General features: G+C 41.0%; 16 protein-coding genes and 1 riboswitch. Of the genes, 15 read left to right on the top strand and 1 reads right to left on the bottom strand.

Annotated elements, in window-relative coordinates; genetic code table 11:
• Window positions 1-110 precede the first annotated feature (110 nt).
• The 13 genes from ACRRSQ_RS04795 to ACRRSQ_RS04735 all read left to right on the top strand — a co-directional run bounded on the left by ACRRSQ_RS04795 (window position 111) and on the right by ACRRSQ_RS04735 (window position 17,189).
• A complete protein-coding gene (locus ACRRSQ_RS04795; protein ID WP_440874567.1) occupies window positions 111-1,256 on the top strand; it encodes a bifunctional tRNA (adenosine(37)-C2)-methyltransferase TrmG/ribosomal RNA large subunit methyltransferase RlmN in 1,146 nt (381 codons plus the stop codon).
• A 22-nt stretch (window positions 1,257-1,278) separates the two neighbouring features.
• On the top strand, window positions 1,279-2,787 hold the full coding sequence (gene pilW, locus ACRRSQ_RS04790) for a type IV pilus biogenesis/stability protein PilW (protein ID WP_440874566.1): 1,509 nt from the start codon (window positions 1,279-1,281) through the stop codon (window positions 2,785-2,787).
• Between the two features lie 4 nt (window positions 2,788-2,791).
• Window positions 2,792-3,784: a RodZ domain-containing protein gene (locus ACRRSQ_RS04785; protein WP_440874565.1), complete on the top strand. Its 993-nt coding sequence runs from the start codon at window positions 2,792-2,794 to the stop codon at window positions 3,782-3,784.
• A 31-nt stretch (window positions 3,785-3,815) separates the two neighbouring features.
• Window positions 3,816-4,937: a flavodoxin-dependent (E)-4-hydroxy-3-methylbut-2-enyl-diphosphate synthase gene (gene ispG, locus ACRRSQ_RS04780; protein WP_440874564.1), complete on the top strand. Its 1,122-nt coding sequence runs from the start codon at window positions 3,816-3,818 to the stop codon at window positions 4,935-4,937.
• A gap of 82 nt (window positions 4,938-5,019) precedes the next feature.
• Entirely contained in the window at window positions 5,020-6,294 is a 1,275-nt protein-coding gene (gene hisS / locus ACRRSQ_RS04775; protein WP_440874563.1) for a histidine--tRNA ligase, read from the top strand.
• 10 nt (window positions 6,295-6,304) lie between these two features.
• Entirely contained in the window at window positions 6,305-6,943 is a 639-nt protein-coding gene (locus ACRRSQ_RS04770) for a YfgM family protein (protein WP_440874562.1), read from the top strand.
• Window positions 6,944-7,010: 67 nt separating this feature from the next.
• Window positions 7,011-8,261, top strand: coding sequence for an outer membrane protein assembly factor BamB (bamB, locus tag ACRRSQ_RS04765; RefSeq protein WP_440874561.1), 1,251 nt, complete (start codon window positions 7,011-7,013; stop codon window positions 8,259-8,261).
• 128 nt (window positions 8,262-8,389) lie between these two features.
• Window positions 8,390-9,853 carry a ribosome biogenesis GTPase Der gene (der, locus tag ACRRSQ_RS04760; RefSeq protein ID WP_440874560.1) on the top strand — a complete coding sequence of 488 codons (1,464 nt, stop codon included), beginning with the start codon at window positions 8,390-8,392 and terminating at the stop codon, window positions 9,851-9,853.
• A gap of 124 nt (window positions 9,854-9,977) precedes the next feature.
• Complete coding sequence (locus ACRRSQ_RS04755; RefSeq protein WP_440874559.1) at window positions 9,978-10,673, top strand: flagellar brake domain-containing protein; 696 nt, start codon at window positions 9,978-9,980, stop codon at window positions 10,671-10,673.
• 259 nt (window positions 10,674-10,932) lie between these two features.
• The gene (locus ACRRSQ_RS04750; RefSeq protein ID WP_440874558.1) at window positions 10,933-12,348 is read left to right on the top strand and encodes a TolC family protein; all 1,416 of its coding nucleotides are present in this window, start codon (window positions 10,933-10,935) and stop codon (window positions 12,346-12,348) included.
• On the top strand, window positions 12,345-13,643 hold the full coding sequence (locus tag ACRRSQ_RS04745) for an efflux RND transporter periplasmic adaptor subunit (protein ID WP_440874557.1): 1,299 nt from the start codon (window positions 12,345-12,347) through the stop codon (window positions 13,641-13,643). The genes ACRRSQ_RS04750 and ACRRSQ_RS04745 overlap by 4 nt, the downstream gene beginning before the upstream one ends.
• A 1-nt stretch (window position 13,644) precedes the next feature.
• Entirely contained in the window at window positions 13,645-16,719 is a 3,075-nt protein-coding gene (locus ACRRSQ_RS04740; protein WP_440874556.1) for an efflux RND transporter permease subunit, read from the top strand.
• Between the two features lie 101 nt (window positions 16,720-16,820).
• A complete protein-coding gene (locus ACRRSQ_RS04735) occupies window positions 16,821-17,189 on the top strand; it encodes a hypothetical protein (protein ID WP_440874555.1) in 369 nt (122 codons plus the stop codon).
• Between the two features lie 46 nt (window positions 17,190-17,235).
• Here ACRRSQ_RS04735 and ACRRSQ_RS04730 read toward each other — a convergent pair whose 3' ends face one another.
• Entirely contained in the window at window positions 17,236-19,293 is a 2,058-nt protein-coding gene (locus ACRRSQ_RS04730) for a prolyl oligopeptidase family serine peptidase (protein WP_440874554.1), read from the bottom strand.
• Between the two features lie 375 nt (window positions 19,294-19,668).
• On the opposite strand from ACRRSQ_RS04730, the gene ACRRSQ_RS04725 reads away from it, so the two are divergent.
• Both ACRRSQ_RS04725 and ACRRSQ_RS04720 read left to right on the top strand, forming a co-directional pair.
• On the top strand, window positions 19,669-21,093 hold the full coding sequence (locus ACRRSQ_RS04725; protein ID WP_440874553.1) for an MFS transporter: 1,425 nt from the start codon (window positions 19,669-19,671) through the stop codon (window positions 21,091-21,093).
• A gap of 159 nt (window positions 21,094-21,252) precedes the next feature.
• Complete coding sequence (locus ACRRSQ_RS04720; protein WP_440874552.1) at window positions 21,253-22,008, top strand: histidine phosphatase family protein; 756 nt, start codon at window positions 21,253-21,255, stop codon at window positions 22,006-22,008.
• Window positions 22,009-22,095: 87 nt separating this feature from the next.
• Window positions 22,096-22,254, top strand: a riboswitch (cobalamin riboswitch).
• Window positions 22,255-22,303 lie beyond the last annotated feature (49 nt).

The raw sequence follows: 22,303 nt of genomic DNA, 5'->3' as shown, positions 1-22,303 counted from the left end.
ATGAAGGCTTCATTACATTACCAAGAACACATTTCAAATTGTCTCGCTTGGTTAAAAAGTGTACAATTGCACCCTTTGCCCATTGTAATGTTTTATTGAGAATAAGTTGTATGAACGAAGTTAAAACTAAGGTTAATTTACTGAATTTTGATCACCAAGGTATGCGTGAGTATTTTGAGTCGATCGGTGAGAAGCCGTTTCGCGCTGATCAGATCATGAAGTGGATTTATCACTTTGGTTACGACGACTTTGAAAAAATGACCAACTTGAATAAAAAATTACGTGAAAAACTACAGCGTAATACCGTGATCAGTGCACCTGAAATTTCAGAAAAACAAGTTTCAACCGACGGCACAATCAAATACGCACTAAGGCTTGAAGGTGGTCAAGAAGTTGAAACTGTGTGGATCCCTGAAAATGATCGCGCGACCTTGTGTGTTTCATCGCAAGTGGGCTGTGCACTAGAATGTACTTTTTGTGCGACCGCGCAACAAGGCTTTAACCGTAACCTATCAATGTCAGAAATTATTGGTCAAGTGTGGCGAGTGGCTAACGATATAGGCGCAACGCGCATTGCCGGCAAACGCCCGATCACTAATATCGTGATGATGGGCATGGGCGAGCCATTATTGAATATGAAAAACCTGATCCCTGCATTAGACACCATGCTAAACGATTTAGGTTATGGCTTATCAAAGCGTCGCGTCACGGTAAGTACCTCAGGTGTTGTGCCAGCGCTTGATATGCTAAAAGAGAAAATTGACTGTGCGCTTGCCATTTCAGTTCATGCGCCAAATAATGCCTTGCGCGACGAATTAGTACCTATTAATAAAAAATACCCGTTAGAAGATTTTCTTGCCGCCGCTGCACGTTACGTTGAAGGTTCTAAAGCGAATAAACAAGCTACTATTGAATATGTGATGTTAGATCATGTCAACGACAGTACTGATCAAGCACACGAATTAGCACATGCGTTAAAAGATTTACCCAGTAAAATTAACCTAATTCCGTTTAATCCATACCCAGGTTCACCGTACAAACGTTCAAGTAATTCACGCATTGATCGTTTCGATAAAGTCTTGCAAAGCTACGGCTTAACGGTAATCACCCGTCGTACTCGTGGTGACGATATTGACGCCGCTTGTGGACAGCTTGCTGGCGATGTTTTAGACCGCACCAAACGCACATCTGAAAATTTAGCAAAAAAACAGGTGAAAGCTGATGAAATTTCAGTGAAAATGGTTGAAATAAACTAAATTTAACTGGCATCAACTTTTTATGGTTAAGCAACTGAAAAAATTTATTCCCTTAGTCTCGGTAATCTTACCTACTATGATGCTATCGGCGTGTGTGACTGAAAATTTTGAAAATGATAAAAGCACGCCAGTTATCCAAAATGACTCAACCAGCAACGAAATTGCCATGACGCGTATTTCGTTAGGTTTAGGTTATTTGAAAATGGGCAATACTACACAAGCCAAACTCAATTTAGAAAAAGCGAAACGGTTCTCGCCAGATTTAGCACAAGTACATACGGCCTTTGCTCATTATTATGAAACGGTTGGTGAGCCTGAATTGGCGACAACGTCTTATGAGCATGCCTTGAGCTTGTCAGAAAATGATGCCGACACCTTAAATAACTATGGGGTTTTCTTGTGTCGACAAGGAAAATATGATGAAGCTGAAAAGCAAATTCTAAAAGCGATTGCTGTACCAAGTTATTTATTAGTGTCACAAAGTTATGAAAACTTAGCCATGTGTCAGCTAAAAGACAATCGTTTCGACAAAGCCGAGCTTTACTTCGAAAAAGCAATTCAACATAACCCAAGCAACGCTAATGTGTATTTGCAAATGGTGCAGTTAAAATACGCCAAAGGCGAATATAAAAACGCGCAGCTATTTTTAAAACGTTACGAAAAAGCAACCCGCCGCTTTTCTCCCCAAGCGCTTGCATTAGCGTATAAAGTGTATGTAAAGCAGCGCCAATTAGGCACCGCTAAAAACTACGCTAGCATGTTGGTGAAAATGTTCCCTAACTCTTATGAAGCCAAACAATATGTATTAAATGGCTTAGAACGTATTCAAGCTGATGAATTAGCGGATGATTACAAGCAGTCGTTGGCAAGCCGAGATGGCGAGTCAACTAAGAAGCGAGTGGTGGTATTGTCGCCTAATAAACAAGGTGACAGCCAAACCACATTGGTATCAAGAAAAAGTACTCAGCCGACCGCGGTTAAAAAACAAGTCGCTAAAAAGCAAGTCGATAAAAAAGAACCACCTTCAAATACATCTATTGCAAGCGCAGTTAAGCAAGCTTCACCTGAACAAGTTTTATCTGAACAAGGTACGCCTAAGCTCGTACTGCCTGATGCAACTGTGCAAACCCAACCAGCAGTGAATGAAGCTGCTGAAGAAATTGTGCAAGCTAAGGCGATTCCAACGAATGTAATCACTCAAGCTGAACAAGAAAAAGTCAATAAAATAGCGGCCAATAAGGCGTATCAAGCCTTAATCAAAGAGCAGTTGGCAAAAGCCGAATCTAGCCAAGTATTGCCGCCTAATAGTCGCGCACAAAAAACTCAACCAATTGTTGATGAAAAAACAGCGGTTAAACAAGCCGCAGAAATCCCAAAGCACATCGTTGCCAAGGGAGAGAGCCTGTTTTTTATCTCGCAAAAATATAACATTAAAATAAGTGCACTAAAAAAATGGAACAAGCTTAGTGCTTCCAAGGTCATAAAAATTGGCGATACCATTTTTTTAGCTAATCCAGAAAAGGCTCAATAAACGCATGAGTGATAAAGAGCAGATTTCAGAAGAACTGTCTGAGGATATTGAAGTTATTGGTCCGGGCCAAATGTTGGCGGAAGCTCGTGAAAAGCTTGGTTTTTCACAAGAGTATGTTGCAGACAAACTTAATTTTAAATATTCACTGGTTGCTGATATTGAACAAGAACGGTTTGATAAATCCTTACCTGCTACCTACAACCGTGGTTATTTAAAAAATTACGCCAAGCTAGTACATATTTCAGCAGACGAAGTACTCTCAAGTTATGAGATGCTCGGTGTTGCTGAAGCACAAAGTGCTGAAATGCAAAGCTTTTCAAAAATTACTGAAAAACAAGCACAAAATAATTTATTAATGTGGGCGAGCTATTTAATTATCGCCATTTTAATTGGCTTAACTGCTATGTGGTTTTTACAAGATAATCAAAAAGTGTCGTTCAATGATTATTTGCCGAGCTCAAATCAGAACAAAGAAACAGCTAGCAATAACGAAGCTATTGAAGATAAAGCGCCTGCAAATAGCGAGTCGACACAATCTGTAGCACCTGAAGCTAACCAAGCACTTGAACAAGCCAGTGAGCTTGAAAGTGCTCCTGCTGGCATAGCAGAGCAAACAAGTGAGTTAGTCGAGCAACATGTTGGCAGTGAAAACACTGCTGAGTCTGTTTCGGCCGAGATAAATTCAACCGCGCCAGAATTAATACAAATTGCTGAAACAGCTATGGTTGCTACCGAAGAAGCGCCTTTGTTAGCCGATGTGGTCTTTAATTTTTCAGGTGATTGTTGGGTAAATATTTATGACGCCAATGGTGAACGTGTTGCTTGGGGCGTGAAAAAAGCGGGCTACGAAATGAAAATTTCAGCCTTAGCGCCATTAGTAGTAACACTTGGCAAACCTGAGTTAGTGGCTATTTCATACAATAGTTCTGCGGTTGATATGTCACAATTTAACACCGGTAATATTGCAAAATTTAGCTTGCCTATTGTGGCGAACTAATAATTTTTTTATAGAAATTCATTGAGTTATTATGTTTAAAGAATCTCCGATTATTCGTCGTAAGTCTCGTCAAATTATGGTGGGTAATGTGCCAGTCGGCGGCGACGCACCGATTACTGTGCAGTCGATGACCAACACCTTGACCACAGATGTGGCTGCAACCGTTGCTCAAATAAAATCATTAGAAAATGTTGGCGCTGATATTGTGCGTGTCAGCGTACCGACTATGGATGCTGCCGAAGCATTTAAAGAAATTAAAAAGCAAGTTAACGTGCCGCTAGTCACCGATATTCATTTTGACTACCGTATCGCGTTAAAAGTGGCGGAATATGGCGCTGACTGTTTGCGTATTAACCCAGGGAATATTGGTCGTGAAGATCGCGTTCGTGCGGTTGTTGACGCCGCGCGTGATAAAAATATTCCCATTCGCATTGGCGTAAATGGTGGCTCGTTAGAAAAAGACTTACAAGAGAAGTATCACGAACCAACACCACAAGCCCTGCTTGAATCGGCCATGCGTCATGTCGATATTCTTGATAAATTAGACTTTCAAGAATTTAAAGTGAGTGTCAAAGCCTCAGACGTATTTTTAGCGGTCGAGTCGTATCGCTTGCTTGCTAAGCAAATTGATAATCCATTGCACTTAGGCATTACTGAAGCCGGCGGGTTTCGCTCGGGTAGCGTAAAATCAGCGGTTGGCTTAGGCATGTTATTATCTGAAGGCATTGGCGATACCTTACGTGTGTCTTTAGCTGCCGATCCCGTTGAAGAAATAAAAGTTGGCTTTGATATTTTAAAATCGTTAAAACTACGTAGCCGCGGCATTAACTTAATTGCTTGCCCTAGCTGCTCACGTCAAGAGTTTGATGTTATCGCGACGGTGAATGCGCTTGAAGAGCGTATTGAAGATATTTTAACGCCAATGGATGTCTCAATAATTGGCTGTATTGTTAATGGCCCAGGTGAAGCAACAGTTTCAGATCTAGGTTTAACAGGAAGTAGCAAAAAAAGTGGTTATTATATTGACGGTATTCGTCAAAAAGAGCGCTTTGACAACAACAATTTAGTTGACCAACTTGAGCAGCGAATTCGCGCCAAAGCTAAGTTGCTAGACCAAGCCAATGCTATCGACGTTAAAGAAATTAGCGACTAACTAAGTCCAACATTTACGTTTTAGCGGAATGCGCCTATAATGCGCGCTGCATTTTCAACATTGTAAAGAGAGAATCACCTAAGTGAGTAAAGCTATTCAGGCAGTACGCGGCATGAATGATTGCCTGCCATCGCAAACCAATATTTGGCAAATGGTTGAAGAAAAACTGCGTCGTGTTGCCAGTAATTATGGTTTTGCTGAAATACGCATGCCTATCGTTGAGTCTACGGCTTTATTTAAACGCTCTATTGGTGAAGTTACCGATATTGTTGAAAAAGAAATGTATACCTTTGATGATCGCAACGGCGATAGCTTAACATTGCGACCTGAAGGCACAGCAAGCTGTGTTCGCGCAGGTAATCAGCACGGTTTATTGTACAATCAAGAACAGCGCTTGTGGTACATGGGACCTATGTTTCGCCATGAACGTCCACAAAAAGGACGTTACCGTCAGTTTCATCAATTTGGCCTAGAGGCCTTTGGTATTGCGACACCAGACATAGATGCAGAAGTTATTATGCTAACTTCTCGACTTTGGAAGGAACTTGGCATCAATGAATTTGTCACACTAGAGTTGAACTCGTTAGGTTCGAACGAAGAACGTGCGGCTTATCGTGATGCATTAGTTGAGTTTTTAACGGCAAAAGAAGACCAACTTGACGAAGATTCAAAGCGTAGAATGCATACCAATCCGTTACGTGTGCTAGACAGTAAAACCCCTGACGTGCAAGCTGCACTTGTTGGCGCGCCAAAGCTGGCTGACTATTTTGGTGAAGAATCAAGCGCGCATTTTCAAAGTGTGTGTCAACGTCTTGATGCCGCGGGTATTAACTATGTATTAAACGATCGTTTAGTACGTGGTTTAGATTATTACAACCGCACCGTGTTTGAGTGGGTAACGTCAAGCTTAGGTGCTCAAGGTACTGTCTGTGCAGGTGGCCGTTACGATGGCTTAGTTGAGCAGCTTGGCGGTAAAGCAACACCTGCCTTTGGTTTTGCTTTAGGCATTGAACGTTTAGTATTAATGCTAACCAGTTTAGAAAAGGTAGAAAATATTCGTCCACAAGTCGACGCTTATTTAATTAGTTTAGGTGAAGGTGTTGATATTAAAGCTAATCAATTAGCAGAGCAGTGGCGAGATCAGGTTATTGACATTCGACTACAAAATCATTGTGGCGGTGGCAATATGAAAAAACAAATGAAACGCGCAGATAAATCTGGAGCACAAATCGCCCTAATACTAGGGGAAGATGAAATTGCTGCAGGCCAAGTCACAGTAAAATATTTGCGTGGACAACATGAACAACAAAGCGTGGCACTAGAGCAAGTGCCAAGTTTATTAGCAAGTTTAATTTAAGGGTAAAATTGTGGACGTTTATCAAACCGAAGAACAACAAGTTGACGCGATTAAAAGTTATTGGAAAGAAAACGGCAATACTATTATTGCTGGTATAGTGATTGGTTTAGGTAGTTTTATTGGCTACAACAAGTATCAAGATTATAACGCCGAACAAGAAGTAAAAGTTGCCGAGAGCTTTCAAGCGGTAATGGAAAGTGCTGGTACAGACGAGCAAGCCTTTACTAGCGCTGCGAATCAGTTTATCAGTGAAAATTCAGACTCAAGTTACGCATCTTTAACTGCATTAGCGTTAGCTAAGCAAGCAGCAACAAGTCAAGACTGGGCCGAAGTTGAAAAGCAATTAACTGTTGCTGTAAGCAAAGCCACAGATTCAGGCATTAAAGCCATTGCCACTATGCGTTTAGCACGTGTTCAAGTGCAGCAAGAACAATACGACAACGCTTTAGCGACGTTATCAGCACAATTACCAGCATCGTTCACAGCGGCAGCTGAAGAAATTAAAGGCGATGTCTACTTTAAGCAAGGTAAAAATGATTTAGCTCGTAATGCTTACCAAGCAGCAATTGACGCTAACGGCGTGGCAGCAAATCCAAGCTTACAAATGAAATTAGACGACTTAGCCGTTGCCGTTAATTTGCCAAAATAACGACAAGCTTTTGTATGTTTTGCATCAGTAATAATAAGAAATAAGCTATCAATAAGTGGAGTTTACGTTGGAATTTTTCAATAAAAAACTAATAGCAGTATGTTTAATTGCGGTAGGTTTAACCGCCTGTTCATCGACGGATGACGAAGATGATAGTCAGCGTATTGCTGAAATCGTTGAAATAGATGAAAAGTTCCAAACACAAACCTTGTGGATTAAAAACATAGGCAGTGGTGTTGATGATTATTTCTCAAAAATTAAGCCACACCCAGCATATGGCAAAGTATTTACTGCCAGCCGCGAAGGTGATGCTGTAGCCTTAGATGCGCAAACTGGTGAAACCATTTGGAGCGTCGACTTATCAGATATCGATGATGAGCGCGGCTACTTTGATGAAAAAATCGAAGCCTTGATAAATGGCGGTCCAGTATCAGGCATTAATAAGGTATTTTACACCACAGAAAACGGCGAAATTTTTGCCTTAAATGCTGAAACGGGTGAGCTTGATTGGCAGAGTAAAGTTAAAGGTGAAATTATCGCCGCCCCTGCAATTGACTCTGGCATTATCGTGGTCAATACCGCGTCAGGTATTTTAAAGGCGTTTAATGCTAGTAATGGCGAAGAAGTCTGGGAAGTTGTACAAGATGTTCCTGCCTTAACATTACGTGGCACCAGTAGCCCTACAATTGCTGCCGGTGGTGTTATTGTTGGCACGCCAAGCGGTGAAGTAACGGTTTATATTTTAGAAAAAGGCCAACAAGGTTGGACTGTTGAAGTGGGTGAGGCAACTGGCTCGACTGAATTACAGCGAGTTGTCGATGTTGATACCACGCCAGTAGTTTATGGCGATAAAATTTATTCAGTATCTTCGCGCGGTAACTTAATAGCGATTGAATTGCGTACCGGTCGCATTTTATGGAAACGTCAATATTCTTCATACGCTCAAATGGCGATTGCCGGCAACAACTTGTATTTAACAGATGTTAGCGGCCATGTTTACGCCATTGATCGTAATAATGGTTTGGAGCGTTGGAGCCAATTAGGCCTAAGCAACCGCAATGTAACTGGACCTGTTATTGAAGGTCAATATGTTGTTGTTGGTGATTACCAAGGTTATTTACACTGGCTTGAACAAGAAACCGGTGACATAGTGGCGAGACATTACATTGATGGTAGTGGCATTCATACGACACCTTCAGTAAGCAATAATATTGTTTATTCACAAAGTCGAGACGGGCAATTACAAGCGGTTGGACATTTAGATCCTGAGCAAGGGCCAATTGAAAGATTATTTCACAATATAAAAATATTGTTTTAGTAAAAAATAATTTTTCAACAATAATTTAAGACGGCTCCTCTGCAAAATCGCAGGGGAGCCGTTGTTTGTTACAGTGTTTAGCTAAATTTATAAAAAGCTAAGCATCAATAGAGAAAATAGAGGTAAGCATGCTTCCTGTTGTTGCGCTTGTTGGGCGCCCCAATGTTGGTAAATCCACATTATTTAATCGTTTAACACGCAGTCGAGATGCACTTGTTGCCGACTATCCTGGCTTAACTCGCGATCGTCAATACGGACAAGCGCAAGTTGAAGACCACCCGTTTATTGTTATTGATACTGGTGGTATTCATGGCGATGAAGAGGGTATTGATGCCTTAATGGCTGAGCAATCGCTAACTGCGATTGACGAAGCTGATGCGGTATTATTTTTGGTGGATGCCCGCGCAGGTTTAACCTCTGCTGATATTGGCATTGCTGATTATTTGCGTAAGCAAAACAAAAAAGTATTTTTGGCTGCCAATAAAGTTGATGGTATCGACGCTGACTCAGCCGTAGCCGAATTTTACGCATTATCGTTAGGTGAAGAAGTGCACAAAATTGCTGCTGCCCATGGCCGTGGTGTAACGCAATTATTAACCTTAGCGCTTACTCCGCACATTGAAGCTTTAGGTGAAGATTTATCAGCCGATGGTGATGAATTTGACGGCGATATTGAATTAAGCGACGCTGAAGATATTACCGATGCGCCTGAAGAACACGACAAAATTAAACTGGCCATTATTGGTAAACCTAATGTGGGTAAATCAACGTTAACTAACCGTATTTTAGGTGAAGAGCGAGTGGTTGTGTACGATATGCCTGGCACAACACGTGACAGTGTTTATATTCCAATGGAAAGAAATGGCCGTGAATATACGCTTATCGATACCGCCGGTATTCGCCGTCGTAAAAATGTTACTGATGTCGTTGAAAAATATTCAGTGATTAAAACATTACGCGCTATTGAAGATGCTAACGTCTGTTTACTTATTGTTGATGCGCAAGAAGGCATCACAGATCAAGATTTAAGTTTATTAGGCTTTATTTTAGAGTCTGGTCGCTCTTTAGTCTTGGCAGTTAATAAATGGGACGGATTAGACGACTATGTGAAAGATCGCATCAAGTCTGAATTAGATCGCCGTTTAGGTTTTATCGATTTTGCTCGTGTGCATTTCATTTCTGCGTTGCACGGCACAGGTGTTGGTCATTTATTTGAATCTGTTGAAGAGGCGTTTGTTTCAGCAACTAAACGTATCTCTACTTCGATGGTAACCAAAATTTTGGATATGGCAGTGTTTGATCATCAGCCGCCAATGCACAATGGTCGCCGTATTAAATTAAAATATGCTCATGCCGGTGGTTATAACCCGCCAATTATCGTTATTCATGGTAACCAAGCGAAAAATTTACCCTTGTCATATAAACGCTATTTAATGAATTACTATCGTAAATCGTTAAAAATTATGGGCACACCAATTCGCATTGAATTTAAAGAAACCAGTAACCCGTTTGCCGGCAAGAAAAAGTTAACTTACACCGAGCGTAAAAAGGCGGCCAGAGCTACGCAAGGATATAAAAAAGATACCGACTAAATGAGTTAACGTTTTAGTGCAACGAAGATCAGGTTTAGACCTTGGTCTCGTTGCATTTTTACTATTAATTGACTAATGTAAGGTTAACTCTGTGATTTATAACCTATTAACTTAAAGGGAGCTTATGTCGGCAAAATCATCTCAAATTGAAATGGCGGAGCGACTTAATCGAAACCTCGGCTTATTGCAGGCTGGCTCTAAAGTCACTATTGATATTACCACGCCAGCAGGTCAAAAAAGTAAGCATCGTACTACCTTTATCGGCTATCTTCCCAAGCAATATATTCTGATCCAATACCCAGATTCGAGTAAATTAGGGAATTTTGGTCAGTATTTAAAGCAGGGCGCTGGTGTTACCGTTCGTGGCTTAATTGAAGGCCATGAAGGTGCTGTTGTTGCATTTGTTAGTACCATAATGCAAACCCTACAAATTCCTTCGCGTATCATTGTACTTAGTTTCCCTCAATCAGTTATTTTACAAAGCCTGCGTTCGAGCATGCGCATAGATACCGATATCGTCACCAAAGTGAAAGTGGGTAATGAATATTGGCAAGCGTCGATGATGGATGTTTCAGTGAGTGGTTGTCAGGTATTTATTGGTGAAGGTGAAAAGCTTGTTCTGGCAAGTGATAAAAAAATTGAATTAGTGATAGAAGACTTTCAAGGCTTAAGCAATCTTAATTTAACTGCAGAGCTTTGTAATAACAAACAAGTCGCTAACGGTATTTCTTTAGGGTTAAAATTTTTACCGGAAAGTAAAGAAGCTGTGGTCAAACTTATGCATCATGCGGTGACTTATGAAGGCACTGAAACTTCGTAACCCTTAAAGTCAGCTTTGTACTTTAAACGCTATTTGTCCTCTTTTTTAACTTTATAAGATAACTTTCTTGGGATGTTACGCAATTGTAAAGTTAAGTAAAACCCTTATTATCTCACGCCTTAACATTTTAGTATGATAATACATACTTTACCGACAATCTGTATTAGCAAATCCTATTCAGCAGTTGTTTAAAAATAATGGATTATCAATGCGCTTTGTTCGCCTAAATCCCCTAAACCGGTTATTTCAACTAGTCTTTGTGAGTTGTACGCTTTGTGCTTGTGCTATTCAAACCAACAACGAAGTTGATATGCCAGCGCTTAATCAAGCATTTGTCAGCTCTGGTACAGCAAAGCTTGATGCCCATTGGTGGTATAGTTTTTCAGATCAAACCCTAAATCGACTTGTCGAGCAAGGTTTGACTAATAATCAAAGCCTTGAGGCAACCTATGCACGCTTACAAGCGGCAAATGCGACCACTCAAATTAGCGTGGCCAAACAGTATCCCAATTTAAGCTTAACCACGAATGCATCCAGTGAATTTGACCGTCTTGGCGACCTGTCAGGTTCATCGTTAGGTTTGTCTTCTTCATGGGAAATTGACCTTTGGGGGAAATTATCAACACAAACTGAAAAAGCACAATGGGATTTATTACAGCAACAAGCTAATTATAAAATACGGGCAAATACGGTCGCAGGGGCGTTAAGCCTTGCCTGGTATGGTTGGTTAGCCGAACTTGATAAACAGCAGCTTTTTAGCGATCAATACCTACGTACGCAAACCTCATTAAAAGTCATTAAACGCCGCTTTGCTTTAGGCAAAAATTCCGTTACTGACGTTTGGCAACAAGAACGGTTACTCGCATCAATTAAAGTTCAGCAAGCGCGAAACTCAGCACAGCTAGCACTTTATCAGCAACAAATTGCGCAGTGGTTAGGGATTAATAGTGAAGCCTTGCCAGAGTTGAATGCTCGCCATTTACCCGAGTTACCACCCATGCCCGCAACGGGGATCCCGCTAGAGAAATTACAGCAACGACCTGATATTCAAAAAGCCTATGCGCAGTTAAAATCTGCCGATGCAAGTTTAGCTATTGCCATCACCGAACGACTGCCGCGATTAACGCTACGAGCAAGTTATTCCACCACTGAAAATTCAAGCCATGAGTTGTTTGATAATTGGAGTGGTAACTTAGCGGCAAACTTGGTGTTGCCGTTAATCGATATGGGCAGCCGTAAAGCCAGTGTTGAGCAAAAAGAATACCTTTATCAAGCAGCTTATGCAGACTATAGACAAACCTGGTTAGACGCAATTTATGCGGTTGAAAAAAACTTAATTGTTGAGCAGCAATTATCTGAAGTGGCGCAAAATATCCAAGTGCAAATGCAATTAGCCAATAAAACGGAACGATTAACATCACTGAAATACTTAAATGGTAAAGCGACCTATTTAAGCTTATTAAGAGCTCAAGAAACGGTACTGAACCTTGAGCGCCAATCGGTAGATGCTCGGCACAATTTGCTCAATAATCGCATTGGTTTATATCGTGAATTAAGCCACGCAAACTTTAAACAGTTAAAAACAAATTCCGATGAGAGTAGCGCGCCCGTCACCACTTCTCATTCTTCTATCACTGCTGAGTCAACGACGCTACTAGGTACAACATCATCATGAATACTGAACAAAAACCTCATTCATCAGCGCTTAAAAAATGGTTGCCTTGGTTATTGGTTGTTATCAGCCTGCCAATCGCGTTTTATATTTATGAATCGGGTAAGCAAAATAGCCGCTGGTTTGGTAATGACGTAAGTGAAAAAAAGTCAGTACTTAAAGGTAAAGAGCTAAAAGGTAAAGAACTAAAAGATAAAGCAGAAAAGAAAAAAGCGGATGTTTTGCCAAGCAAGCAGAGAAAAAAGTCGCAGCGTATTGTGAATGTAGCCGAGTTGCAGCGCAGTGATTATCAACCAAAATGGCAAACCACAGGGCTAGTCAAAGCGGCTGAATCAGTCAAAATTGTTGCGCAAGTGGCAGGGCAAGTCGAGGAAATTAATCACGCGGCATTTCCAGGGGCGTTAATTGAAAAAGCGCAATGGTTAGTTCAGTTAGAACAAACCGACTATTTACTGAATTTGCGCACCGCTCAATCTCAGTTAATACAGGCTCAAACAAACTTGTCACTGGAAATGGCCGATCAGCAACTGGCCAAAGAAGAGCTGTCATTAGTGGAGCATTTAGATCAAAGCATTGAGGTTGCACTAGTGCTGCGAGAACCTCAACTTGCTGCGGCAACGGCTAAAGTGGATATGGCTAAAGTGTCTGTGGAAAAAAGTGAATTAGCACTTAAACGCACTAAAGTAATGATGCCGTTTACTGGAAAAGTCATCAGTCAAGCGGTTGGACAAGGCAGTCGTGTCGGGCAAAACAGTCAGTTATTTGAAGTGGTCAATGTTGAGCAGTTTTACCTTGAAATCAAAATTCCGCGCAGCTTTTTACCGCTGTTAGACCAACAACAATCGATTACCTTAAGCCAAGAGAAATTGTGGGGAAATGGCAATACGCGTCAAGCAAAAGTCTTGTCGATATTGCCTGAGTTAGATGTTAGAGATCGCCAAGTGAAAGTACTGCTTTTAATTGAAGATCCATTGCTAATTAGCAGCCCAGTTAAAAGCCCGCAAATATTTATCAATGACTTTTTAACCGTTTCAATTACAGGTAAAGCGCTAAACGATGTTTGGGTTTTAAAGGATAATTGGCTACAAGCTGACAATACCATTTGGGTAGTTGATAAAAACGCTACCTTACAAAAACGAGCCGTTAAGGTAATTTTTAAAGGCCAAGATAAACTTTATGTTGAAGCCGATTTTCAGCCAAATGATCGCGCCTTAAATGAAAAGCCAGGCATTGCCAGTGTTGGCCTTGCAGTGCGCGTAAAACAACCTAATTATTCACATTCAGTAGAGGCTAACTAAGATGAAGTTTAGCCCGATTAGTTGGATGATCAATCACGGTATTGCGCCGCATTTATTAATGCTTGCACTCTTGCTTGGTGGCATCGTGATGTCGTTAGTTATTCGCAAAGAATATATGCCAGAAACCACTTTAGATCGCATCTCTGTGCGTGTTTTTTACCCGGGTGCTTCACCGGCTGAATTGGAAAATAGCATTGTAATGCCGGTTGAATCTGCGCTATCTGGTTTACCAGGTATTAGCAAAATTAACACTTGGGTTTATACCGGGCGAGTATATGTCTTTGGCGAGCTAGAAGCAGGTGCTAACGCCCAGAAAATTTATCAAGACGCTCAGCAAGCGGTTAATCGAATCTCCTCCTTTCCAGATGGCATGGAAAAGCCATTGGTTCAAATGGATACTCGTATTGTTGATGTGATGGAAATTGTTGTGCATGCTGATATGGACCGCTACAGCGTTAAGCGGTTAACCGAGCAAGTACGGGGTAGGTTATTGCAGTCGCCGTATATTTCTCAAGTCAAATTACGTGGTATTCCGGCAGAAGAGATCCATGTAGAAATCCCCCAGCACACCTTACAAACCTATAATTTAACCTTAGATAAAGTTTCAAGCCTGATTAAACGTAGTGTCTTGGAAAAGTCAGCGGGTAAAATAAAAGCGCAAAATGGTGATATTTTAATTTCTGTCGACCAGCGAGAATTTTGGGCGCAGTCGTTAGCAAAAGTGCCGGTTTATTCCAGCCCTGAAGGGGATCAACTACTTCTAGGGGATATAGCGACGGTGAAAGAAGGCTTTGCTGACGAGCGCAATGTTGTTACCTACAACGGGCAACTGTCAGCACGACTTAATATTTATCGCATGGGGGATCAAACCCCAGATCAAATAGCGCAGTCGGTTGAGCAAATGTGGCCTGAAATAGAAGCCATGTTGCCCCCTAACGCCGGTATAGCCATTGTCGATTCAGACGCAAAAAATTATCAAAAACGGTTAGGTTTACTGCTTAGCAACGCCTTTTTAGGTTTGCTGTTAGTATTATGTTTAATGAGTTTGTTCTTGCAGTTTAAGCTCGCCTTTTGGGTGGTGGCAGGCATTCCGAGTGCTTTTTTAGGAGCGATGTTATTTCTGCCAAGCTTTGATGTTTCGATCAATATGGTCTCGATGTTTGGCTTTATTATCGCGCTCGGTATTGTTGTTGATGATGCCATTATTGCGGGCGAAAATATTTTTTCTCATATTCAAGAGGGCATGAGTTATCACGATGCTGCCGTGCAAGGAGCAAAAGAAGTTGCCAAACCGCTGACCTTTGCCATTTTAACCAATATCGTCGCTTTTCTGCCGCTGTTGTTATTACCAGGTTCAATGAAATTACTGTTTGGCGCAATACCCATTGTTGTTGTCTTGTGTTTCCTTGTTTCTTGGGTGGAAGCGCTATTTATACTACCGTCGCATTTAGCCAATATTAAGGAGAAAAAGCCCAATGTTTTTGCACAAAAATTGGCGCGAGTTCAGCAGTTTTGTCACCAAGGCATGCAGTTTTTTATTAAAGAAAAATACTCACCGGTACTACAAAAAACCTTAGCTTGGCCGGGATTAACCTTAGCGCTGGCGTTTGTCTGTTTTACGTTAGTGATGTCGTATGCCTACAGCGGAAAAATGGGCTTTAGCTTGTACCCTAAAATGGAAGGGCGCTGGGTAAAAGCGAGCTTTGAAGTTTCCGAGTCAACGCCAATCGAACAAGCCATAACGATGCGAGACAAGCTAGAGCAAGCGGCAGAAATAATGTTTGCGGATAAAAATATTAGCGATGATTTGGTCAGTGTGCGAAGTTATATTTCTGACACCGGTGTTGAGGTTGCGTTATTGCTGGTAGAGAGTGAAGAGCGTGAAGTGAGTACCGAGCAAATACGGATTTGGTGGCGCGAATATACTCAGCATTTGCCCGGGCGAGAAAAGTTAAAATTTCGCGGCGCAAGGCGCGGTAGTAGCACGGTGAGTGAATCTTCACTGACGATAGAATTAAAGCACAATGACAGCCAAGTATTAATGGCAGCAACCAAAGCGGCCAGTGACTTATTAGCCGAAACAGATAACGTGGTTGCCACCATTAATGGCATGGAAGATGGCAAGCCGCAGTGGAAACTAAAGCTCAATGAAAATGGCCGTTCGCTAGGCTTAGATGCGTCAGATCTAGCAGGGCAATTACGCTCGGCAATGTATGGCGCACGGGCACAACGTCAACATCGCCTTGGTCATCAGGTCACTACACTGGTGCGTTTGCCGGAAAACGAGCGCCAGAGCGCAAGTGATATTGAAAACTTAATGATCAAAACGCCAAGTGGCGGTTTTGCGCCACTTGGCTCGGTGGCAACTATAGATAAAATTTTAGCGCCTGCACGTATTGTGCGACGAAAGGGGCAACGGGTTGAAAAAGTCGGCGCTGAAATTATTCCTGAGCAGGCTATTCCTGCGGTGATGTCTACGGTTAAAGCAAGCATTATTCCTGAGCTTGAAGGTCGCTACCCAGGGCTTCAAATCAGCTTTGGTGGCGATCAAGAGCAAATCGCTGAAAGTGTGTCTCGATTAGAATTAGGTGCTGGTTTTGCTTTAGCCGGTATTTATATTTTGTTGGCGGTTGCTTTTCGTAGCTATGGCCAACCATTGCTTATTATGGCGATTATTCCTTTTGGCGCAGTAGGAGCGATTTTAGGGCATATGATCTTAGGGCTAGGGTTAAGCGTGGTTAGTTTAATGGGCATGTTAGCACTGGCTGGCGTGGTGGTTAACGACAGTCTCATTTTGGTGGAATATGCCAATCAACAAATGCAAAAAGGTGAAAATGCGCACCGCGCGATATTTCAAGCCTGTCAACGCAGATTTAGGCCAATCATCTTAACCACACTCACTACCTTTGGCGGCTTAGCACCTATGGTCTTTGAAACATCAAAACAGGCGCAGTTCATCGTTCCTATGGCAGTGTCGCTTGGTTTTGGTATTTTATTTACCACTGTGGTGTGTTTGCTGGTACTGCCGGCGTTATTTATTGTTTTTAATCGACAAAAGCGTCAACCCAATTTTTAACACCATGATCTACCGAGTTTTTTTGTAATATCTAAAGATCATTTTTTGTGAGATAGTAAGTCACGTCGCAAGGAGAATACTTTTAAACACTGGAGGGATACGTGGACAGTCATGGCAAAGTCACGTTTACACGTGAAGCAAGCTTGTTGAAAGTAGAAACCTTTGGCCCTTTTAATGAAGAAGGCGCAATAAAAGCGTTTAAAGAATACGTACAACATATCGCTTATTATACCAAGCCGTTTGCAACGTTAGAAATATGGGACGAGGCAACGTTAGCATCCCCTCAAGTATTTAAATTGGTTGAAGAAATGTGGCTGAAAATAGCCACGTCAAACTGTTTTGCTATCGCATTAGTTGTTACCAATCAAGTGCAATATGGCGTTGCCAAAAAGCATCTGCCAGCGTGTGCTAAAGTGTTTTTTGATCAGCAAGAAGCCTGTCATTGGTTAAAGACAAAAAAGCCTCAATAATGATTGAGGCTTTTAGTTAATCAATTAGATGAAAATTAAAAAGTGTTTACTTTTTAGCTTCTAGTTTAGCTTTGTGATCTAATTCATGGCTTGGCATGGTTTTATTACCTTCTTTTAAGTAGTTATCCATCCAACGCATTAAACGTAAGTTGTAATCATACTTAGCAGCAATACGTTTGTTTCCATGCCCTTCATCTGGGTAATAGACTAAACGCACTTCTTTACCTTGTACTTTCATGTAGCGGTAAAGTTCCATTGATTGTGCAGGGTGAACACGTGGATCACTCTTACCGTGCATAATAAGTAATGGTGTTTTTGACTGGCCTACCCAGTAAATTGGGCTGCGCTCTAGGTAATATTGCCACTTGTCCCACGGGTAAGAGCGAGCATGTACCAAGTTCATTTCGTTTGAAATATCAGTCGTACCAAATTTTGATAACTGGTTAGAAATACCAACAAACATAACACTAGCAGCAAAATGTTCAGTTAACTTAGTTGCGCCCCAAGCAGATGCGTAGCCACCGTATGAACCACCGGTAATACCGACACGTTTTTTATCAACTAAACCAATGTTTACTAAGTGATCTTTTAAATCAACTAAGTCATTAAATTCAGCACCGGCGTAATCGTTTTGACCAAGCTTTGAATATTCAACGCCTTTACCTGTGCTACCACGGTAGTTAGGGTATAACACTGCATAGCCTTGGCCTGCAGCAATTTGACCTGGGCGAGAATAAGCCGTTACCCAACCGTTTTTGTCATGACTTTCCGGACCGCCATGTACAGACATGATCAGTGGGTAAGTTTGACCTTCTTTATAATCAAGTGGGTAAATTAATACGCCGCTTAGCTCAACACCATCGCGTGCTTTTACATTAATGGTTTCTTGTTTGGCGAACTTTTTATCGTTCAACCACTCGTTAGAATCAGTTAAGCGCGTGCTTTTGTATTTTGAACCACGAAGCATAAAAACTTCATTTGGATGTTTTGCTGTATTCGCGGTAACCACTAAGGTTTTGTCTGAGTCTGAAACTGAGATTTTACCGGCGATAAATTTACCTGGCTTAACCAAGGTTTTGTAACTGGTTTTGCCTGGTTTAATTTTACCTAATACCGTTTCAGTACCAATATTGGTGGTAAAGAATAAGCTGTTTTCATCGTTTGCCCATTCAAAGTCACTGACATGACCTAAATGATTGGGTAACCAGTCAGTTACTTTACCTGTGGCAACTTCGGCTAAAAATAAACGACCGTTGGCAGGATCGTGCTTATCTTCTGCGCCGTGTAGAGCAACATATTTGCCATTGTAAGAAAATTCAGCTGCGCCTAATTTACCTTCGGTGGCAAACGAGGTGGTAACTTCTTGGTTGTTAGCATCAACAATGTGCCATTGCGATTTCATGTACTGATCGTCAATTAACGCTGTTGGTTGAGTTTTAACTAATAAACGCTCGCCAGAAGGTGACCAGTGAATATCAGAAACATAGTTCTCAATTGACCAAGCTTCTGGGCTTAGCTCTGTCGCTTTTGCTAAATCAACCACATATAAAACTTGGTTGGTTAAGTTTTCTTCATAGATTTCAGCTTTAAAGCCAAATTCGACGAGTTTTTTATCAGCAGGATCTTTAGCTGGTTTTGCTAAAAGTGCGATTTGTTTGTTTTTAGCGCTAACTTCATAGTCGCTAATACTAGTGCCTTTTAAGCTCACTAGTTTCTGTGCTTGACCACCGTTAAAAGCAATTTGGTACAGCGCGGTATATTTGTCGTCGCCCATTTTGGCAAGAAAATAAATATTTTTGCCATCAGCTGACCACTGAATGTTTTTAACGTTAACTTTACCACTGATAAAAGCACGTTCGTTGCCTTCATCATCTACAACGTAAAGTTCATTCCAGTTAAAACCGTCTTTTTCAACGTATAACTCTCTTGGCACCGAGCGTGAAAATGCAACACTTTCACCGTCAGGGCTTACTTGTGCTTGCGTGACATATTGCAAGGTTGCGATGTCTTCAGGAGTTAAGGTATCGGCAGCAGTAGCAGATAGGCTGAATAGGCCTACAGCTAAAGCGATTGCTCTGTTTAACGTAGTTTGAGTTTTTTTCACAGGTTAATTTTTCCTTTTAACGAATAAAACGCGAATTATTGTTACTTATTGTAGTTCGATATTAAGATTTTTTACGAAATAAACCAATCTTAAAACCTTTTAGAATAGACGAATAGAGCTAAAAACGAGATTAAATTGATAATAATATCGTTTATTCGCTGTAAACTGTTTTTAATTCCGATTATTCCTGAATCATTGTTCGCCAAGTTGGTTAAACAACTGCTTAGCGCAATGTTTTTTTTGTCGTAAAACTAGGGCCAACAAATCCTAGGAAAAAACGATAGTCAATCGCAACGTATTTTCCATTGTTATTGAAACGTGTGCGCAAAAGTACGCCAGAGTTTGCGCCAAGCGTTTATGTAAATTGAGATTATTATGACCCGAACAACTCCATCGTCTATTTTTAAAAGTTTTCCTAAAAATTTCTGGATCGCCAACAGTGTTGAGCTATTAGAGCGCGCCGCCTATTACGGGGTGTTTATTGTTATTACTTTATACCTTTCGCGTATTTTAGGTTTTGACGATATTCAAGCCGCTTGGATCTCAGGCTCGTTCTCAGCGGGGCTTTATTTCTTGCCCACGTTTACTGGGGCTATTGCCGATAAAATTGGCTTTCGCAGCTCGTTAATGTTGGCGTTTGGTTTATTAACCATAGGTTATAGCGGTCTAGCAGTATTTCCTGCCATGTTAGAGCAGCAAGGCTTAGTGGAATATAGCCGCACAGTAAACTTCACTGGCTTACTTGAAGCTGATATTCGTTGGGCAATTGTGCCGATTATGGTCATTATTATGATTGGTGGCTCGTTTATTAAAGCGGTGATCACTGGTACTGTTGCCCAGTCAACCACCACAGAAACCCGAGCCAAAGGTTTTGCCATTTTTTATATGATGGTCAACATTGGCGCATTTTCAGGCAAAACTATTGTTAAACCGCTGCGTGAATCTATGGGAGATTTAGGTTTAATTAACTTAAACTATTTTGCTGCAGCAATGACCATGTTGGCTTTTGTTAGTGTGTTTATCTTCTTCAAAAATGCTGAAACTAATCAACAAGGCAAATCACTTTCTGAAATTTTTTCCGCATTAATTAAAGTACTCACCAATGGCCGCTTGTTAGCACTGATTTTAATTATTACCGGTTTTTGGATGGTGCAACACCAGCTGTATGCCACTATGCCAAAATATGTATTACGTATGGCAGGCGAGGGCGCTTCGCCTTCTTGGTATGCTAACGTTAATCCTTTAGTGGTGGTGTTAACGGTCAGTTTTGTTACCTCATTAATGAAAAAACGTAGTGCGCTTTTTTCAATGACAACAGGCATGTTCATTATGCCAATATCGGCTCTGTTAATGGCGTCAGGCAATATGATGAGCTCTGATATTGACCTTGGTTTTATGCAGTTTAACCCGATTGCCTTTATGATGATTGTTGGCATTGTTTTTCAAGGCTTTGCTGAATCGTTTATTTCACCACGCTTTTTAGAATATTTTTCACTGCAAGCACCAAAAGGTGAAGAAGCGCTTTACCTTGGTTTCTCGCATTTACATTCATTTATTAGCTCATTATTGGGTTTTGGTTTATCTGGTTATTTACTTGATGCGTATTGCCCAGATCCACGTAAATTTGCTGATCATCAAGCATGGCAAGAAGCCGCAGTAAATGCGCATTATATTTGGTACATTTTTGCTGCAATTGCCACGATATCTGCAATATCGTTAGTTATTTACGGAAAAGTGATCACTCACTTAGATAATAAGCATCAAGCTAATATTAACGCCGAGTTACCTGCATCTAGCTAATACTTACTTTGAGCTTGCGACCACAAGCAGATACAAAATTTTAAACTGCAAAGATCAACACGCTCTAATAGGCCGTTATCGTTTTCTCTGATAACGGCTTGTTATTTTTTTTAAAGTTAATACTATGAGCGCATTCATCCCTAATGTTTGCGTTTTATTATGTCTACCACTTCCAACCAAGCAGCCGCGCAAAGTTCTATAAATAAAAGTAAAGATAAAAGTAAAAATAAAACAAAAACGTCAGCAGACACTCAAACACTCAGTCATGCACACTATAGCGAGAGCACTTTATATCTTGTTCGCCATGGCGAGATCGCAACTCCGGGAATTTTAGCGGGGAAAACCGATGTTGCGCTGTCAGATAAAGGTTGGCAGCAATTAAGCCATTCAGTGGCAAACTTAGCTAAAATTGATGTTTGCATTAGTTCGCCGCTGAAACGTTGTCGGTTATTTGCTGAAGATTTTTGTCAACAACATCACCTCGATTTAGTTATTGATAAGCAGCTTGCAGAAATGAATTTTGGCGATTGGGATGGAAAAAGTTATCAAACGCTATGGCAGGCAAATGCGAATAACGACGCTGCTAAAACAACAGAGAACTTTAATCTTGGCGATTTCTGGCAAAATCCTTGGCAATATGCCATCAAAAATGCCGAGCATATTAGCGATTTTACCGACCGTGTTGACGCTTGGTGGCATAATTGGTTAAGCCAGCAAAATCATCAACAAGCTAATACTTGTTCGTTAATATTTGCCCATGGTGGAGTAATTAAGCACTTACTTGCACGTATTTTGGCAATGCCGATCCCTGGTACTGGCCATATGAGCGCCATTGATGTGCCATACGCTAGTGTGATTAAGATTAGTGTTTGTCATGACTCACAAGGTAAACATTGGCCTAGGCTTGTCTTGTAAAGTTTACGTTAAGCTTGACCTGACACAGATAAAAACTAAATAAACCTTGCTATTTTGTGGCGGTTATCGATAATCGCGGCTATTAAAATTTATTATGCATTTTTAATGAATTGTTCGTTTTGAACAATTTTGGGAATGTGGTGAAAATCCACAACTGTACCCGCAACTGTAAGGCTTTGTTATTCATATTTAAAAATGAATTAACGCTCGCTAAGTCAGGATACCCATTAAAAATTGCGTTAAGTAACAAGTCGAGCGGGCTACTCGAACATTGTCTCTTCAACTCTATTTTCAT

Source organism: Thalassotalea sp. PLHSN55, from assembly GCF_052030545.1.
Lineage (GTDB): Bacteria > Pseudomonadota > Gammaproteobacteria > Enterobacterales > Alteromonadaceae > CANMXU01.
Note: the sequence above shows the minus strand (reverse complement) of the source record. Positions and strands in the feature narration are given on the sequence as shown.

Bases quoted from the DNA above. Each gene is read 5' to 3' on its own strand.
- ACRRSQ_RS04795 (WP_440874567.1), top strand. From the start codon at position 111: ATGAACGAAGTTAAAACTAAGGTTAATTTACTGAATTTTGATCACCAA.
- pilW (WP_440874566.1), top strand. From the start codon at position 1,279: ATGGTTAAGCAACTGAAAAAATTTATTCCCTTAGTCTCGGTAATCTTA.
- ACRRSQ_RS04785 (WP_440874565.1), top strand. From the start codon at position 2,792: ATGAGTGATAAAGAGCAGATTTCAGAAGAACTGTCTGAGGATATTGAA.
- ispG (WP_440874564.1), top strand. From the start codon at position 3,816: ATGTTTAAAGAATCTCCGATTATTCGTCGTAAGTCTCGTCAAATTATG.
- der (WP_440874560.1), top strand. From the start codon at position 8,390: ATGCTTCCTGTTGTTGCGCTTGTTGGGCGCCCCAATGTTGGTAAATCC.
- ACRRSQ_RS04755 (WP_440874559.1), top strand. From the start codon at position 9,978: ATGTCGGCAAAATCATCTCAAATTGAAATGGCGGAGCGACTTAATCGA.
- ACRRSQ_RS04745 (WP_440874557.1), top strand. From the start codon at position 12,345: ATGAATACTGAACAAAAACCTCATTCATCAGCGCTTAAAAAATGGTTG.
- ACRRSQ_RS04740 (WP_440874556.1), top strand. From the start codon at position 13,645: ATGAAGTTTAGCCCGATTAGTTGGATGATCAATCACGGTATTGCGCCG.
- ACRRSQ_RS04725 (WP_440874553.1), top strand. From the start codon at position 19,669: ATGACCCGAACAACTCCATCGTCTATTTTTAAAAGTTTTCCTAAAAAT.
- ACRRSQ_RS04720 (WP_440874552.1), top strand. From the start codon at position 21,253: ATGTCTACCACTTCCAACCAAGCAGCCGCGCAAAGTTCTATAAATAAA.